Raw genomic sequence first — 14,846 nt, 5'->3', positions numbered from 1 at the left:
CCAAACGCATGTTCAATACCATGCATCTGCAAAACCTTAACAAAGGCCTCTTCCGTCGTCATCTTCATAGGGGTGTTTCCTTATCTTCAGAACGCCGAAGCGTTGGTAAATTACAGTATTTCGTCTCTGAGGTAATAGCCGACATAGGCTATGCGCTGGCCGAGGCGGCGGAAGGGTGTCAGGATGCCATGGCTGGGCAGCGGGGACGTGAAGATCGGCAGGGCAAAGGCCTTGTCTTTCTTGCCCGCGATCAGCTGTGCCATACGACGCCCGGCCTGAGCCGAGTACATCACGCCGTTGCCGCCGTATCCCATCGCGTAGAACACGCGCTGTTGCGGGTCTGGTTGAAAGATACGCGGCATCATATCGTGGCTGACATCGACCCAGCCCCACCACGAGTAATCGAGGTTGATATCCGTCAACGCCGGGAACTTTCGGGCGAGGCCCTTCTTCAGAAGCTCCAGGTGTTTTTCGTTCTCGGCATCCCGCCCCGTTACCGCGCTGCGGCTGCCGATCTGCATCCGGTTGTCGGGCAATAAACGATAGTAGTGGCGCAAGGTGCGGGTGTCCGTCAGGGGTGATTTGGTCTGAATGCCACACTCATCCAGTTCGGCCTGGGTCAGCGGCCGTGTCACCATCGAGTTTGACAGGATAGGCATCAGGCGGTGCTTTGTGCGCGTGTTCAGGCCCGGTGGGGTATAGCCCGCGGTTGCCAAGGCCACCGTTTTGGCGCGGACGATGCCGCCCGGTGTGCGCAGGTGATGCACGCCGTTTTTCGTCTGCCATCCCATGACCGGACTGCCGGTGTGAATTTTCACCCCCAGACGGCGCGCCATGTTGACGTAGCCGAACGCCAGTTTACCCGCATGGATGCAGGTCCCGTCAGGTTCCCACATGGCACCTGCGGCCTCCATATCGCGCACGTGCTTTTCGTGAAGTTCTTCCCGAGAGAGGATGCGCGAACCATAGCCGAACACGTCGTTGAGCAGCTTGCTCTCTTTCTTGAGGGACGGCATGACCTTGTCGCGATGCGCGATGTAGTAGTGGCCACCCGGTTGGGGGTCGCAATCGATATCGTCGGACGCAATCAGATCGTTGAACAGCTGAAACGCTTCTGTGACCTCGGTATGCATGCGCTTGGCCACGTCCGTTCCCCACCGTTCGATCCATTGCGACCGCTTGAGCCGCCCGGATGAAATCTGGGCCTGCCCGCCGTTACGGGTGGAGCAGCCCCAGGAGACGGTATTTGCTTCTAAAACAACGGCTTGAATGCCATGTTCCTTGGCAAGATGGATGGCGGTGGACAGGCCGGTATACCCCGATCCGATCACCACCACATCTGCATCCATATCGCTGGACACAGGTCCATCATCGGCCGGAGGTGTTCCGGCCGTTCCAATCCAATATGTGGGCGCGTGGTCGCGATTGTGACCCGGACCCGCATCAATGATCGGGTCATATTTGGGGTCATAGCTGGCCTTGGGCCAGTGACGCGGGATGCTGTTATCCACCATTCTTGTTTTTCTCCGAGGCTGCGCGCAGGGCGGCGGATCAGGCTTTGAACATTGGGCGCGTTTTGCGAAGCGCCTGTTTTACAACGATTTTACCGTCACGAACCGTGAACAGATCCGCACCTTCAGCTTCGATCCGCATACCGTTTGCATCGGTTCCCGAGAAGGTCCACTCGGACACCGCACGATCACCGTGGACAAAATGGCTGTGATGATCCCAATGGGCGTCTTTCATGCCTGCCCAGACGCCCGAAAACGCAGCGGCGATGGCTTCGGCACCTTCAACCTTGTTGCCGTATTTTTCGTCACCGGCCACGGTGTAGAACACGCAGTCGTCGGCGAAGTGGGTCATCACCCCGTCGATGTCGTGGCGGTTAAACGCGTCAAACGTATCCGCCAGGTCCTGCGCGGTCAGGGTTTTGTTCATTTTGTACTTCCTTGTCAGTGGGGTTGTTACATTTCGTCCGGGTTCGGAACGATCAGTGTCGGGATCCTCGAGCGCCGCAAAACGCGTTTTGCGACCGTGCCCAGAAAGGTGTGCGAAAAGCCGTGATCATGCGCGCCCAGCACGATCAGATCACAGCCCAGTTCGACCGAGCGGCGCAGGATCACTTCTGCCGGATGGCCATCAGTCACCTCGACCGAGGTAACCTGATCGCGAATTTTCCCGTCGTCGCCGTCGAACTGAGCCCAGAACTTGGCTTGCCGTTCGGCCAGAACCTTGCGCACCATCTCGTGACGACGCTCAATCGCGGTCTTGCGGGTCTCTTCGTTCATGATGAATATTTCCATCGTGATCTTGGCATCCTCCGACAGGGGTTCATTCACATGCAGCACGTGAATCTCCGCCCCGGTGGCCTGCGCGATGCTGGCGGCATGGCGCATGGCGTGACCCGAGTTTTCGGACAGGTCGGTGGCAAACAGGATGTTGGTGACCATCTGTTTCATGTCGTCATCCTTTCAGATCAGTAGCCAAACAGCCGTGGGAGCCACAGCGACAGTTCAGGGAAGAAGGCGATAACGAAGATCGCCACCGTGTTTGCAGCCGCAAAAGGCAGCGCGCGCAGCGAGATCTGTTCGATCGAGATGTTCGAGATACCGGATGCGATGAACAGGTTCTCACCCAGCGGCGGGGTCTGGAACCCGATGCCCAGCGTACAGACCATCACCACGCCAAAATGGATCGGGTCAATACCCACCGAATAGGCCACCGGCAGCATCACCGGAACAAGGATCAGGATGGTGGCCAGTGTTTCCATGAACATGCCGACGAACAGCAGGAAGAAGATGATCAGCGCCCAGATCACATAGAGGTTGTCGGTAAAGCTGAGCATCCCTTCTGCGATGATTGCCGGGATCTGGTTTTCCACCAGTAGACGACCAAACACCGTTGCTGTGAACAGGATCAACAGAACGCGGCCGGTCAGCCATGTGGTGGCTTCAAGCGACTGGAACAGCGACTGCCAGGTCAGTTCGCGATAGATGACAACACCCACGAACAGGGTGTAGAAGATCGCGACGATTGCAGCCTCGGTCGGGGTGAAAAAGCCGGTATAGATACCGCCCAGGATCACCAGCGGAGCCATCAGCGACCAGAACCCGCGATACATCTCGCACCCGACATTGCGGATCGACCAGCCCTCGGCGACGCCTTTGTAGCCGCGCTTTTTCGACATGAAATAGTTAAGGATCAGCAGGCTTGTGGCGATCAGGAAGGCGGGTACGAACCCGGCAATGAACAGTTTCGAAATCGAAACCGACTGGAAGGTGCCGAATTTCTCGACCGCTTCAGGCGGCGGGGCCATACCGAGCGCGGCAATGCCGAAGATCACCATCGGGATGGAGGGAGGAATGATAATCCCGAGGCCGCCAGAGGACGCAGTGATCGCCGAGGCATAGCCGCGCTCATAGCCGCGGTCGATCATTGCCGGGATCATCAGCATCCCAACAGCCGCGGTTGTTGCCGGGCCCGAGCCCGAGATGGCACCAAAGAACAGACAGGCCATGACCGTTGCGGCCGAAATACCACCGGTAAAGGGACCGGCCAGACTTTCGGCAACGTTGATCAGGCGTTTTGAGATACCGGCAGCCTCCATCAGGGCCCCGGCAAGGATAAAGGCTGGCAGCGCCATCAGCGGGAACGAGCCCACGGATGTAAAGGCGATCTGCACGAACTTGATCGGATTGTCGCCCAGATAGAGAAACGAGATCAGCGACGCGACACCCAGCGCCACCGTGATCGGCGCGCCAATGAGCAGCAAGAACAGAAATGATCCAAACAGGACCGTGACGATTTCGGATTCCATGGTTACCCCTCCCGGTCTCAGTGGTCTTTGGCCGCTTCGGCAGCGGCCTTGATCTCGTCCAGATCGATCTGGTCGGGATCGTGAATGTCCTCGCCTTTGACAAGGCGGCGGTAATTCACCTGAATGATGCGGAAGGTCATCAGCGCAAATGCGATGGGCAGCACCATGTAGATATACTTCATCTCGATGCCCAGTGTCTGGGATTTCCAGAACTTGTTCATCTTGTTGAAAACAAAGTCTGTCGCCAGATAGAGGAAGTAGACATTGAAGAAGAGCCAGAAGAGATCGGCAAAGGCTTCGACATATTTGATCGACCCGTCAGGCAGGAATTTGAACTGGAACGTCACGCGGTTATGCGCCCCTTTCAGGGCGGCGTAACTTGCACCGAAATAGACAAACCATACGAACATGTAGACCGAGAGTTCTTCGATCCAGCTGACCGAAAAGCCGAAGACTTCGCGCGCGATGATCTGCACGAACAAAAGGCAGACAAAGCCGGATAAGAGTATCCGGCAGATGACACTTTCTATGTTGTCCAGAAATTTCCAGAACATGTGGTTTCACTCCTCCCTGAGATGAGAAGAGCGCCGTGGCGCTCTTCCCGGTATCGCTCTGCGGCGATTATTGCTGCACCGGCTCGCGGCCGATGGCTTCCAGAACGGTGTTCAGCTTTTCGACGCCACCGATGGAGTCGTAGAACTGGGGCCATACGGCACCTGTCGCCAGTTCGATGAACTCGGCTTCGTCGTTTTCGGGATCGATGATCTCCATGCCTTTGGCGGTCAGCTCTTCCTTGATGGCGGCCTCGGAATCCCGCAGGAATTGTGCGGATGCCAGGGTGGCTTCTTGTCCTGCTTCAAGGAGGATTGCCTGATCTTCTGCGGACAGGTCCTGGAAGACCGCTTCTGAAACGATCAGCGGTTCAATCGAGAAGATGTAGCGCAGGTTGGTGACGTGGTCCTGAACCTCGTAGAACTTCATCGCGTTGATGGTCAGGTAAGGGTTGTCCTGCCCGTCGACCACCTTGGTTTGCAGACCGGTGAAGGTTTCCGACCAGGCCATCGGCGTCGGGTTGATACCCCATGCCTTGTAGGTTTCGATCATGATCTCGTTCTTGGGAACGCGGATGACCAGATCCTGAAGGTCAGCAACCGATTTGACCGGTTTTTTCGAGTTGGTCAGGCGGCGGAAACCGGTATAGGTCCAGCCGATGATGCGCACGCCGGCATCACGGATGGTGTTTTCGACCAGTTCCTGACCGATTGGGCCCTGGGTCAGCTTTTCGGCATCTTCCAGGCTGAGGATCACGTAAGGCAGCGTGAAAACACCGACCGAAGGCGAGAACGGCGTGATGTTGTTGATCGCCAGCAGAGACATATCCAGCGTGCCGATCGCCGCCTCGTTCACGGTGTCCTGTTCGGACCCCAGCTGACCGTTCAGGAACAGCGTTGCGGTATGTGCACCGCCCGACTTCTCTTCCAGCGCCTTGACGAAGGCGATGCCCAGAGCTTCCTGTGCGCTTCCTGCGCTATCGCCCACTGCGATCTTGAAGTTCTTCGCATCAGCCGTGCCCGCAACCATCAGTGCAGCAACGGAAACGGCGGCGCTGATGGTGCCGAGCTTTTTGATAAATGACATGGATGTCCTCCCATTTGTCGTGTTTCGAGGTGCGCGATGGCCTGGGGAGAAGGTGGCCAGTCCGATTCTGCCTCGGCCACAAGAGGCTATCTTGCCAACATGGTTTCGTCGTTGTTAATATTTGCGTGAAAGGTTTCACAAATGTCGAACTTTTAATATGAGACAGAACCCACTGGCCACCCGCATCGGGGACACGGACATCCGCCTTCTTCGGGTTTTCAAAACCGTTGCGGAAAGCGGAGGGTTTTCAGCGGCGGAAAATGAGCTCAACATCGGGAAATCAACAATCTCGAAACACATATCGGATCTGGAGCTTCGGCTGGATTTGAAGCTGTGCAACCGTGGCCCGGCGGGTTTTTCCCTGACTGAAGACGGCGAAAAAGTGCTGGCCGCGACAGAAGACCTGCTGATTTCGGTTTCTCAGTTCAGAACCGAAGTCAACGAGATCAAGCAGCAACTGGCAGGAAGTATCCGCGTGGCGTTGTTCGATCAGTGTACCACGAACCCAGAAGCGCGCCTTGCCCGCGCCATTCACAGGTTCAACGAAGCCGCCCCTGCCATCCAGATCGAGTTGTCGATCGAACCGCCCAACGTCATTGAGACCATGGTTATCAGCGGGCAGCTGGATGTCGGGATCATCGCCCTGCACCGCCCCTCGGCAAGCCTGCATTATGCGCCACTTTATGGGGAAAACATGTTTCTGTATTGCGGCCAGGACAATCCGTTGTTCAGCCAGTCCGCTGACACGCTGAGTTTGCGGGACATTCAGGCGTACAACTATGCGGGTCTGAACGTGAACTCGCCCAACCTGATCTATGGCCAGCAACTGGGGTTTCGGCGCGCTGCCAAAGTGCAGAACGAACAGGCCCTTGCAACACTTATTCTGTCAGGTAGCTATCTGGGCTTTCTTCCGGACCATCTGGCGCAGGAATTTGTTGATAAGGGGCTAATGAGGCAGGTGATGCCGCAGGAAATCAAATACAGAACGCGCTTTGCGGCGGTGACACGAAAACAGCCGGATCCGACACGCGCGGCCAAGCTGTTTCTGGAAACCCTGCTGAGCGTTCATTCCGAGACGCCTTGAACCCGGCCTCGCCGCCTGTTTGCGCGTGGCACCCCGCAAGAGGATTTGTTCACCGAAGGCATGCGCCAACCGGGTGCGCGCGGCCACGCTTGTCCTGTCCACTTGGGCGTAAGGCATGAGGAAAATGGGTCCAAAACGTCTGATTGAAAACAAGTTTGACTTGGCAATTCCAGTTTGATTTCAATCAGCAAAGACCATCACCTCTTGCCCCCAGATAACCGGAGAGCCGCATGTCATCCGACCCTGTAGCCGCCTTGCGCACTCAAACCGATCACGAGGCGCTATCATGAGCCGCGATGCCTTGCTGCAACCTTATCAGCTAAAGCACCTGACGCTGAAGAACCGGATCATGACGACCAGTCACGAACCCGCCTATCCCGAAGATGGGATGCCGACGGAACGCTATCGTGCTTATCACGAGGTGCGGGCCAAAGCGGGGGTTGCGATGACCATGACGGCGGGGTCGGCCGTTGTCAGCCGCGACAGCCCGCCTGCGTTCAACAATATCCTGGCCTACAAGGACGAGGTTGTCCGCTGGATGGCGGAGCTGACGGAAGCCTGCCATGCCCATGGCTGTGCGGTGATGATCCAGCTGACCCATCTTGGGCGGCGCACGGGCTGGAACAAGGGTGACTGGCTGCCATCCCTTTCGCCGTCGCACGACCGGGAACCGGCGCACCGGGCCTTTGCCAAGAAGATGGAAGATTTCGACATCGCGCGGATTGTGACCGATTACGCCGATGCTGCCGAACGGATGCAGGCCGCCGGGCTGGATGGAATTGAATTGCAGGCCTATGGCCATCTGATCGATCAGTTCTGGTCGCCGATGACCAATCGGATGGACGCGCCTTTTGGGGGCAATCTGGACAACCGGTTGCGCTTTGGCTTCATGGTTCTGGATGCAATCCGCGACCGCGTCGGGCGCGATTTCATCATAGGGGTCCGTTACACCGCCGACGAGGTGGAAAAGGGCGGCATCACCGAAGCGGAAGGGCTGGAGATTGCCCGAAGGCTGCGTGACAGTGGTCAGGTCGATTTCCTGAACATTATTCGCGGGCGTATTCACACTGACCCGGCCATGACGGACGTGATCCCGGTTCAGGGCATGAAAAGCGCGCCCCATCTGGATTTCGCCGGGCGCGTGAGGGTCGAGGTTGGGATGCCGACCTTTCACGCCGCGCGCATTCCCGATGTGGCAACGGCGCGGCATGCGGTGGCCTCGGGCCTGCTGGATATGGTCGGCATGACCCGCGCACATATGGCCGATCCGATGATCGTTGCCAAAATCCGGACCGGACGGGAAGATGACATCCGGCCTTGCGTTGGCGCCACCTATTGTCTTGACCGCATTTATCAGGCGGGTGAGGCGCTGTGCATCCACAACCCGGCCACCGGGCGCGAGCTGTCTATGCCGCATGTGATCCCCGCCGCTGAATCGCGCCGCCGCGCGGTGATTGTGGGCGCAGGCCCCGGCGGACTTGAGGCGGCGCGGGTTGCGGCCGAGCGCGGGCATGACGTCACGGTTCTTGAGGCCGCCCCCGAACCCGGCGGTCAGGTGCGGCTGACCGCGCAATCCCGACGTCGGGCCGAGATGATCGGGATCATCGACTGGCGCATGGCCCAATGCGCGGCGCGCGACGTTACGTTTCGGTTCAACACCTTTGCGGACGCCGATGCTGTAACCGCGCTTGCGCCGGACATGGTGGTAATCGCAACCGGCGGGTTGCCCGAGGTGACGGTTCTGGAAACGGGTAACGATCTGGCGGTTACTGCCTGGGATATCCTGACCGGTGATGTGCGCCCCGGCGACAATGTCCTTATCTATGACGATGCGGGGGATCACCCGGCCCTGATGGCGGCTGAGGCTATCGCACAAGCGGGCGGGCGGGTAGAAATCATGACCCGCGACCGAAGTTTTGCCCCCGAAATCATGGGAATGAACCTGGTGCCCTACATGCGGGCCCTGCAAAAGACCGGAGCCGTGTTCACAGTCGCCCGGACGCTGAAATCACTGGTGCGATCAGGCAATCAGCTGGAGGCAGCCATTGGAACGGATTACTCGGACCTGACAGAAAAGCGCCTGTATGATCAGGTGGTTGTCAATCAGGGTGTTTTGCCGCTGGATGATCTGTACTTCGACCTGAAACCGCTGTCGCGCAACCTGGGCGCCGTGGATTATGAAGCGCTGGTTGGCGGGTCCCGCCCCGTGTTTCCGCAATCTGTCCCAGAGGCCGGGTTTGATCTGTACCGGATCGGAGATGCCGTTTCATCACGTAACACGCATGCCGCCATTTATGATGCGCTGCGCTTGGGGCTTCGGTGGTGAGATCATTGAAGCACACCACAAGCAGCCTTTCACCTGACAGTCAGTCAAAGGACCGGACATGAGCAACACAGAGGTCATCGAAACCGTTTGGATTCCCATGTCGGACGGCGCAAAACTTGCGGCCCGGCTTTGGCTGCCCGGATCGGCGCGAACAACGCCCGTTCCCTGTGTTCTGGAATACATCCCCTATCGCCGCCGGGATCGCACCCGGATGCGGGATGAAAGCATGCATCCGCATTTCGCCGCGGCAGGCTATGCGTCGATCCGGGTGGATATCCGCGGTTATGGTGACAGCGACGGGATTCCCGAAGACGAGTATTCGCATCAGGAGATTCAGGATGGGCACGACATCATCCAGTGGATTGCCGATCAGGACTGGTGCGACGGAAATGTCGGAATGTTTGGCAAAAGCTGGGGGGCGTATAACGCCTTTCAGGTGGCCGCGACCCGCCCACCAGCGCTGAAGGCGATTGCGCCGGTGATGGGAACGGATGACCGCTGGCGCGAGGATATTCACTTTTACGGCGGCTGTCTGGCCAATGACAATTTCTGGTGGGGCTCGATCATGCAGCTGTACAATGCCATGCCGCCCGACCCCGAGATCGTGGGCGCGAATCGCTGGATCGACATGTGGCGTGCACGGTTGGAGGGGGGCGAATTCTGGCCCGCCAAGTGGCTGGAACATCAGACCCATGATGACATGTGGCGGCGCGGCTCGATCTGCGAAAACTATGCGGATGTCGATGTGCCGGTGTATTTCTTTGGCGGATGGATGGACCTGTATCGCGACACGCCGTTCCGCATCGCGGAACACCTGAGCGGGCCGGTCAAGATCCTGATGGGCCCCTGGGCGCATCTGTATCCGCAAGAAGGGGTGCCGGGCCCCCGGGTCGATTTCGTCGGCGAGGTAATCCGGTTCTGGGACCATTGGCTGAAGGGGATCGACACCGGCCTGATGAACGAGCCGCCCTTGCGGTTTTTCCTGCAAGACAGTGCCGCCCCGTCCGGGACACATGTGCACCGCGAGGGGCGGTGGATCGAAGAGCCGAGCTGGCCGTCGCCAAATGTCAAGGACCAGCGCTTGTGGCTGAATGACGGAACGCTGGACGCCTTCGCCGGGTCGGGCGGAGAGATGTCGGTTTGTTCGCCACAGTATTTCGGGGCCGCAGCGGGCGACATGTGTTCCTTTGCAATACCCGGAGATATGGCAGCAGATTGCCGGATCGAGGCCGCAGGGGCGCTGCAATTCAAAGCAAAGCCCTTGGAAAAGCCCATAGATATTCTGGGCCAGCCCTCGGTAGACCTGACAGTTTCTGCCGATCGGGCGCAGGGCTTTGTTGCGGCCCTGCTGGTGGATGAGGCCCCGGACGGCGCGCAGACATTGATTGCACGCGGGTTCTGCAACCTGACGCACCGGATCAGCGACACTGAACCGACGCCGATTACACCCGGCGAAGACATGCACGTGACTGTCCCGCTTTATGGAACCGGTTATCGGGTATTGGCGGGTCATCGCATCGTTCTGCAAATCGCGTCCGCCTATTGGCCGGTCCTTTGGCCAGCGCCGGAACCTGTGACGCTGACGGTTCAACCCGGCACGTCGCGGCTGATCCTGCCCGTGCGCAACCAGCGAGATGACGCGCCAGCTCCACGCCCGCTGCCCGAACCTCGGGGTTCCGACGTCGCCCCGCGGAAGACGAACGTCCGCTCCGGCTCGATGGAGCGTTCGGTTCACACCGATCTGACCAATGGCGCGGTGACACACAGGTATTTCCTTGACGGGGGTGTCTTTGGGCCGGTGGGCGATATTCGCCTTGACGATATCGGCACGGTGCTGAGCGATATGTCGGATCGACGCTACACCATCCAGCCGGGTGATCCGTTGTCGGCAGTGGCCACAATGGAGCAAACCGCCGGATTCGACCGCGAAGGGTGGTCAACCAAGATCTGGACCTGTTCCGAACAAAGGGCGACAGCGACCGAATTTCACCTGACCGCGCGCCTAAAGGCGTGGTCGGGTGACGATCTGATCTTTGAGGACGAACAGTCTTATGTCATCCCCCGCAACGGGATGTAGGCGCAGAATGGTTTACAGACCTGCCCGTCTTGAGGTGTGTGGGTTCACAGGATCGAAACTGTTCAGGGCGCTCATCCGGGGACAACTTGCATCAATCGGAACCGATCTTTGAGCGAGATTGCAAAATCCTGTAGCAAGGGCGCAAGAAAGCAGGATGAAGGAGTGTTGCCATGACGAGTTTTTCCGAAAACCTGCGCGCCCTGCGGCATGAGTTTCACCGTAACCCCGAGCTTGGCTTTCAGGAGGACTGGACCAAGGCCCGGATCGCCGATCACTTGAGAAGCCTTGGCATCGAGGTGCATGAAGGTGTCGGCGTTGTTGGTGTTCTGCGCGCGGGCCATGGCAACCGGTCCATCGGTCTGCGCGCGGATTTCGACGCGCTGCCCATTACCGAAGCCAACAGCTTTGCCTACAAGTCTCGGAACCCGGGCGTGATGCATGCCTGCGGCCATGACGGCCATACGACGATGCTGCTGGGCGCGGCCGAGCTTTTGGCCAGGGATCAGGGCTTTGACGGCACCGTTGTCTTCCTGTTCCAGCCCAATGAGGAGCACGGGCTGGGCGCGCGGGCGATGATTGAGGAAGGCGTCCTGCGGGATTTTCCGATTGACGAAGTCTATGGCGCGCACAATCTGCCGGGCGAACCCGTTGGACGGGTTTCAACCCGCGCCGGTGTCATTTGTTGCAGCGAAAGCCTATTCGAGATCACCATCACCGGTCAGGGCGGCCATGCCTCGATGCCCCATGTCGGGCGCGAGACAATCACGCCCGCAGCAGAGCTTGTTCTGGCCTTGCAAACCATCGTTTCGCGAAAGCTTGCCCCATTGTCTGGCGCGGTCGTTTCCGTGACCGAGTTCATCACCGATGGGCAGCGCAACGTCCTGCCGGGTCGAACAGTGTTGAAAGGGGACGCACGGGCGGTGTCCCCCGATGACCGCGCGCGGATTGAAAACCATATGCGGCAGATCGCGGCGGGCGTGGCGGAAAGCCATGGTGTCGCGGTGACGGTGGAATTCCGGACCGAATTCATCGAGGCAATCAACGATGCCGACGCCGCAACCCATGTGGTTTCAGCAGCAAAAACGCTGGGCCTTGAGGTTGACGGCGACCGGACCGCCATGTCGTTTTCCGAGGATTTCGCGGAATTTGCGGCTGCGGTTCCGGGGTGTTTTCTGCTGATCGGCAATGGAACCGAGGGGTCGAATGGCCGCCCCCTGCACGCGGACGATTATGATTTCAACGACGCGCTGCTGCCATTGGGGGCAAACCTGTGGGCCGAACTGGTGCGGCAACGTCTGCCAGTGACCACCTGACTGCGCAGAACGATCCGTGGATGTTTCGGATCGCTTCCTCTGGTCGCCTCAAACATTCGCCCACGGATGCCGGACTTTTCCAGAATGATCAGCGTGCAGCTTCGGTGGACACGCGTGCCGAACCCGACCATTCAGCACCGGATGCGCCGGTCAGGAACCCATCGCTTAGCCTTATACCGGGATCGTCCGTGCGCAGGGCATGTTCCAGATCGCCCCGGTCAAGTTGCCCATCCAGCCGCTGTCGGTAGAGCGCGCAGAGCCTTGGGAACCCCTGAGATTGTGGCGACAGGCGCAGGGCCGAGACGCCCGCGCTTTGCAGCAACTCGATCTGATGATCCGTGCAGGCATAGCTGTCTGACAGGGTCTGCACGCCGTTCATGGCCATGAACGGCTGTCCATCCCCGGTCAGCACGTCCAGCCCGTCTGGATCGTTTTCGCAGGCAAACTGGCAGTTGTCTTTGCTGCGCCCATGCAGGCGCGCGTGGTAACACCGGCCGGAGATGGCCAACGGCAGGCGACCGTGGCCCCAAACCTCGACCGCGACACCCAAACTGGCGGCGGCCTGTGCCAGAACCCTGACCGAGGCGATTGGCAGTTCCGGCGGCAGGCATATGCGACGCGCCCCGCGTGACGCCAGCCATGCCAATGTGCCTTCGTTATAGACATTGATCAGCGGTCCGACATCGAAATCGGTGTTTTCGGGCAGATGCGCCAGCGCGGTCAGATCGTTGATCTCGACCGTGACCCCCAGATCCGCCAGATCGGTGGTCAGCTTGCGTTCACGCCTGAGCGTCACCAGTGCAAGACTGGTCAGCGCAACCTGTTTGCCAGCCTCAACCAGCCGGGCAATCGCGTCGGGGATCCGGTCCTGATAGAACGGCAGGCGCTTGGAGCAAACCAGCTCACCCAGCACGATGCGGTCGACGGGGGTTTGGGCCAGATCTTCGTAAAAGGATGTCCAGTTCTCGGCAGGCCAGAAAAACTGGTTGGGGCCAACGGTCAGTTCCATCGCGCTATCTCCAGGTTTTTTTGTAGGCGCCGGTTGTCATGGCCTGGCCTTCGGACAAACGGGCCAGCATCCCCTCGGGCAGAGGGCGTCCGGCCTCAAGCGCGTCGACAGCGGCGCGGAAATTCCGAACCACCTGCGCGACGTAGGATTTCGAACGCTGGCGCCCTTCGATCTTCAGCGCGGTAACACCGGCCTTCTGCAATTGCGGGATCAGCCGTTCCGCGTTCAGGCTGACGGGGTCTTCGAACAGGTGGCCCGTCTTTTCACCTGCGGAAAAGCACCCTTTGCACAATGTCGGATAAGGTGCAGGCTGGTTTCGTTCGACCCGGTGGATCAGGTAGCCACCCAGGCGGGTGTTCAACGCGCCCTTGTCGTTCTGGTATTCAACATGGCTGGCGGGCGAACAGACGCCATTCATGTTCGGAGACAGCCCTGTGGCATAAGAGGACAGCGAACAGCGGCCTTCGGCCATCACACAGAGCCCGCCGAACACAAAAACCTCGGTCTCGACTTCTGTTTCGGCGTTGATGGCGGCGATTTCGGGAACCGACAGCACGCGCGGCAGGACCACGCGTTTGACGCCGAAGGTTTCGGAATAGAAGTTGATCACATCGGCATTTGCGGCTGCGGCCTGCACGGACAGGTGCCTGCGCAGCCCCGGATGATTGCACGCGGCATAATCCAGCAACCCAATATCGGCGAGGATCACGGCATCCACGCCGCAGGTTTCCGCATCGGCCACGGCGCGGTGCCAGATTGCTTCGTTGCCGGCGCGGGGAAACGTGTTGATCGCAACCAGCACCCTGGCCCCGTGGTCATGGGCAAAGGCAACGCCCGCGCGCATTTCGGCCCGGTCAAAGTTCAGACCGGGAAAGTTGCGCGCATTGGTTTCATCATTGAAGCCGCAATAGACCGTATGCGCCCCGGCCTTGACGGCTGCGCGCAAAGCGGCGGGCGTTCCTGCCGGGCAGACGATTTCCATTACCATAGTACAGCGTCTTCCGGTCGGGTCAGGTACAGGCCGGTTCGACGTTCCACCAACGCGATGAGCTGCTTGAGCGGGCGCGCAAGCGGGCCGGAGAGGGCTGCGGCCTCGTGCGCGAGGTCCAGTTCCGCGTCGTCGATTGCATTGCGCAGCGCCAGCGCCGCAGCCGTATCGCCCTCGATCACCAGATCACGTGAGAAGAACAGCGCATCGCCGTCAAACGCGCCGTGAACCAGCCCAAGAAGGGCCGCCAGAGGGCCGGAAATACGCGCAACCCCTGTCCCGCCGCGCCGGGTCAGTGTCACCTTTGGGGCACCGCCATTCGGATCAAGCAGCAGGACAACAGGCAAATCCGTCGGATCAAGAACGAAAACTGATCTTCCGTATGCGCCAAGCCGTTGAAACATTTCCGGGTTTTTCTTTGCCAACTGGCGCGTGAAGACCGTCAGCGACAGTGACAAGGGGGCAAGCGGCGCTATCCGAAGCATCGCCGCCAAAGCCGCGGGGCAGCGCGGTATCGTGTTCTCAGGAACGGGCAACGAGACCTCCTGCTGTCTCAACATTGTGACCTTGGATGCCTTCCTAGGGCGATCGCGT

The 14,846-nt window shown here is 59.3% G+C and carries 13 protein-coding genes; 4 read left to right on the top strand and 9 right to left on the bottom strand.

Annotated elements, in window-relative coordinates:
• Positions 1 to 110 precede the first annotated feature (110 nt).
• The 6 genes from AC2FLO_RS21420 to AC2FLO_RS21395 form a co-directional block, all read right to left on the bottom strand.
• Positions 111 to 1,514 carry an NAD(P)/FAD-dependent oxidoreductase gene (locus tag AC2FLO_RS21420; RefSeq protein WP_496754774.1) on the bottom strand — a complete coding sequence of 468 codons (1,404 nt, stop codon included), beginning with the start codon at positions 1,512 to 1,514 and terminating at the stop codon, positions 111 to 113.
• Between the two features lie 37 nt (positions 1,515 to 1,551).
• Positions 1,552 to 1,938, bottom strand: a complete 387-nt coding sequence (locus AC2FLO_RS21415; RefSeq protein ID WP_209507924.1) for a nuclear transport factor 2 family protein — start codon at positions 1,936 to 1,938, stop codon at positions 1,552 to 1,554.
• A 26-nt stretch (positions 1,939 to 1,964) separates the two neighbouring features.
• On the bottom strand, positions 1,965 to 2,459 hold the full coding sequence (locus AC2FLO_RS21410) for a universal stress protein (RefSeq protein ID WP_209507926.1): 495 nt from the start codon (positions 2,457 to 2,459) through the stop codon (positions 1,965 to 1,967).
• Positions 2,460 to 2,476: 17 nt separating this feature from the next.
• Entirely contained in the window at positions 2,477 to 3,817 is a 1,341-nt protein-coding gene (locus tag AC2FLO_RS21405; RefSeq protein ID WP_267366013.1) for a TRAP transporter large permease, read from the bottom strand.
• A 17-nt stretch (positions 3,818 to 3,834) separates the two neighbouring features.
• Positions 3,835 to 4,371: a TRAP transporter small permease gene (locus AC2FLO_RS21400; RefSeq protein ID WP_480477503.1), complete on the bottom strand. Its 537-nt coding sequence runs from the start codon at positions 4,369 to 4,371 to the stop codon at positions 3,835 to 3,837.
• Between the two features lie 67 nt (positions 4,372 to 4,438).
• Positions 4,439 to 5,455: a TRAP transporter substrate-binding protein gene (locus AC2FLO_RS21395; RefSeq protein ID WP_267366014.1), complete on the bottom strand. Its 1,017-nt coding sequence runs from the start codon at positions 5,453 to 5,455 to the stop codon at positions 4,439 to 4,441.
• A gap of 157 nt (positions 5,456 to 5,612) precedes the next feature.
• Between AC2FLO_RS21395 and AC2FLO_RS21390 the strand changes: the two genes are divergently transcribed.
• The 4 genes from AC2FLO_RS21390 to AC2FLO_RS21375 all read left to right on the top strand — a co-directional run bounded on the left by AC2FLO_RS21390 (position 5,613) and on the right by AC2FLO_RS21375 (position 12,255).
• A complete protein-coding gene (locus AC2FLO_RS21390) occupies positions 5,613 to 6,539 on the top strand; it encodes a LysR family transcriptional regulator (protein WP_496754770.1) in 927 nt (308 codons plus the stop codon).
• Positions 6,540 to 6,825: 286 nt separating this feature from the next.
• Positions 6,826 to 8,865, top strand: coding sequence for an oxidoreductase (locus AC2FLO_RS21385; RefSeq protein ID WP_496754768.1), 2,040 nt, complete (start codon positions 6,826 to 6,828; stop codon positions 8,863 to 8,865).
• A 58-nt stretch (positions 8,866 to 8,923) separates the two neighbouring features.
• Complete coding sequence (locus AC2FLO_RS21380; protein WP_496754766.1) at positions 8,924 to 10,942, top strand: CocE/NonD family hydrolase; 2,019 nt, start codon at positions 8,924 to 8,926, stop codon at positions 10,940 to 10,942.
• 170 nt (positions 10,943 to 11,112) lie between these two features.
• Positions 11,113 to 12,255, top strand: a complete 1,143-nt coding sequence (locus AC2FLO_RS21375; RefSeq protein ID WP_496754764.1) for an amidohydrolase — start codon at positions 11,113 to 11,115, stop codon at positions 12,253 to 12,255.
• A gap of 88 nt (positions 12,256 to 12,343) precedes the next feature.
• Here AC2FLO_RS21375 and ubiV read toward each other — a convergent pair whose 3' ends face one another.
• Genes ubiV through ubiT form a run of 3 tightly spaced genes read right to left on the bottom strand, consistent with a single transcriptional unit; the run spans position 12,344 to position 14,788 of the window.
• Positions 12,344 to 13,264, bottom strand: a complete 921-nt coding sequence (gene ubiV / locus AC2FLO_RS21370; protein ID WP_496754762.1) for a ubiquinone anaerobic biosynthesis protein UbiV — start codon at positions 13,262 to 13,264, stop codon at positions 12,344 to 12,346.
• 4 nt (positions 13,265 to 13,268) lie between these two features.
• Positions 13,269 to 14,246 (bottom strand): ubiquinone anaerobic biosynthesis protein UbiU, encoded by a 978-nt coding sequence (gene ubiU / locus AC2FLO_RS21365; RefSeq protein ID WP_480588926.1) that lies wholly within the window; start codon positions 14,244 to 14,246, stop codon positions 13,269 to 13,271.
• Positions 14,246 to 14,788 carry a ubiquinone anaerobic biosynthesis accessory factor UbiT gene (ubiT, locus tag AC2FLO_RS21360; protein WP_496754760.1) on the bottom strand — a complete coding sequence of 181 codons (543 nt, stop codon included), beginning with the start codon at positions 14,786 to 14,788 and terminating at the stop codon, positions 14,246 to 14,248. Before ubiT ends, ubiU begins: the two co-directional genes overlap by 1 nt.
• Between the last annotated feature and the right edge of the window lie 58 nt (positions 14,789 to 14,846).

Source organism: Ruegeria sp. TASC047, from assembly GCF_059612445.1.
Note: the sequence above shows the minus strand (reverse complement) of the source record. Positions and strands in the feature narration are given on the sequence as shown.

What these genes read in the sequence shown, in the direction of transcription:
- AC2FLO_RS21420 (WP_496754774.1), bottom strand. Translation starts at nt 1,514, where the DNA reads ATGGTGGATAACAGCATCCCGCGTCACTGGCCCAAGGCCAGCTATGAC.
- AC2FLO_RS21415 (WP_209507924.1), bottom strand. Translation starts at nt 1,938, where the DNA reads ATGAACAAAACCCTGACCGCGCAGGACCTGGCGGATACGTTTGACGCG.
- AC2FLO_RS21410 (WP_209507926.1), bottom strand. Translation starts at nt 2,459, where the DNA reads ATGAAACAGATGGTCACCAACATCCTGTTTGCCACCGACCTGTCCGAA.
- AC2FLO_RS21405 (WP_267366013.1), bottom strand. Translation starts at nt 3,817, where the DNA reads ATGGAATCCGAAATCGTCACGGTCCTGTTTGGATCATTTCTGTTCTTG.
- AC2FLO_RS21400 (WP_480477503.1), bottom strand. Translation starts at nt 4,371, where the DNA reads ATGTTCTGGAAATTTCTGGACAACATAGAAAGTGTCATCTGCCGGATA.
- AC2FLO_RS21395 (WP_267366014.1), bottom strand. Translation starts at nt 5,455, where the DNA reads ATGTCATTTATCAAAAAGCTCGGCACCATCAGCGCCGCCGTTTCCGTT.
- AC2FLO_RS21390 (WP_496754770.1), top strand. Translation starts at nt 5,613, where the DNA reads ATGAGACAGAACCCACTGGCCACCCGCATCGGGGACACGGACATCCGC.
- AC2FLO_RS21385 (WP_496754768.1), top strand. Translation starts at nt 6,826, where the DNA reads ATGAGCCGCGATGCCTTGCTGCAACCTTATCAGCTAAAGCACCTGACG.
- AC2FLO_RS21380 (WP_496754766.1), top strand. Translation starts at nt 8,924, where the DNA reads ATGAGCAACACAGAGGTCATCGAAACCGTTTGGATTCCCATGTCGGAC.
- AC2FLO_RS21375 (WP_496754764.1), top strand. Translation starts at nt 11,113, where the DNA reads ATGACGAGTTTTTCCGAAAACCTGCGCGCCCTGCGGCATGAGTTTCAC.
- ubiV (WP_496754762.1), bottom strand. Translation starts at nt 13,264, where the DNA reads ATGGAACTGACCGTTGGCCCCAACCAGTTTTTCTGGCCTGCCGAGAAC.
- ubiU (WP_480588926.1), bottom strand. Translation starts at nt 14,246, where the DNA reads ATGGAAATCGTCTGCCCGGCAGGAACGCCCGCCGCTTTGCGCGCAGCC.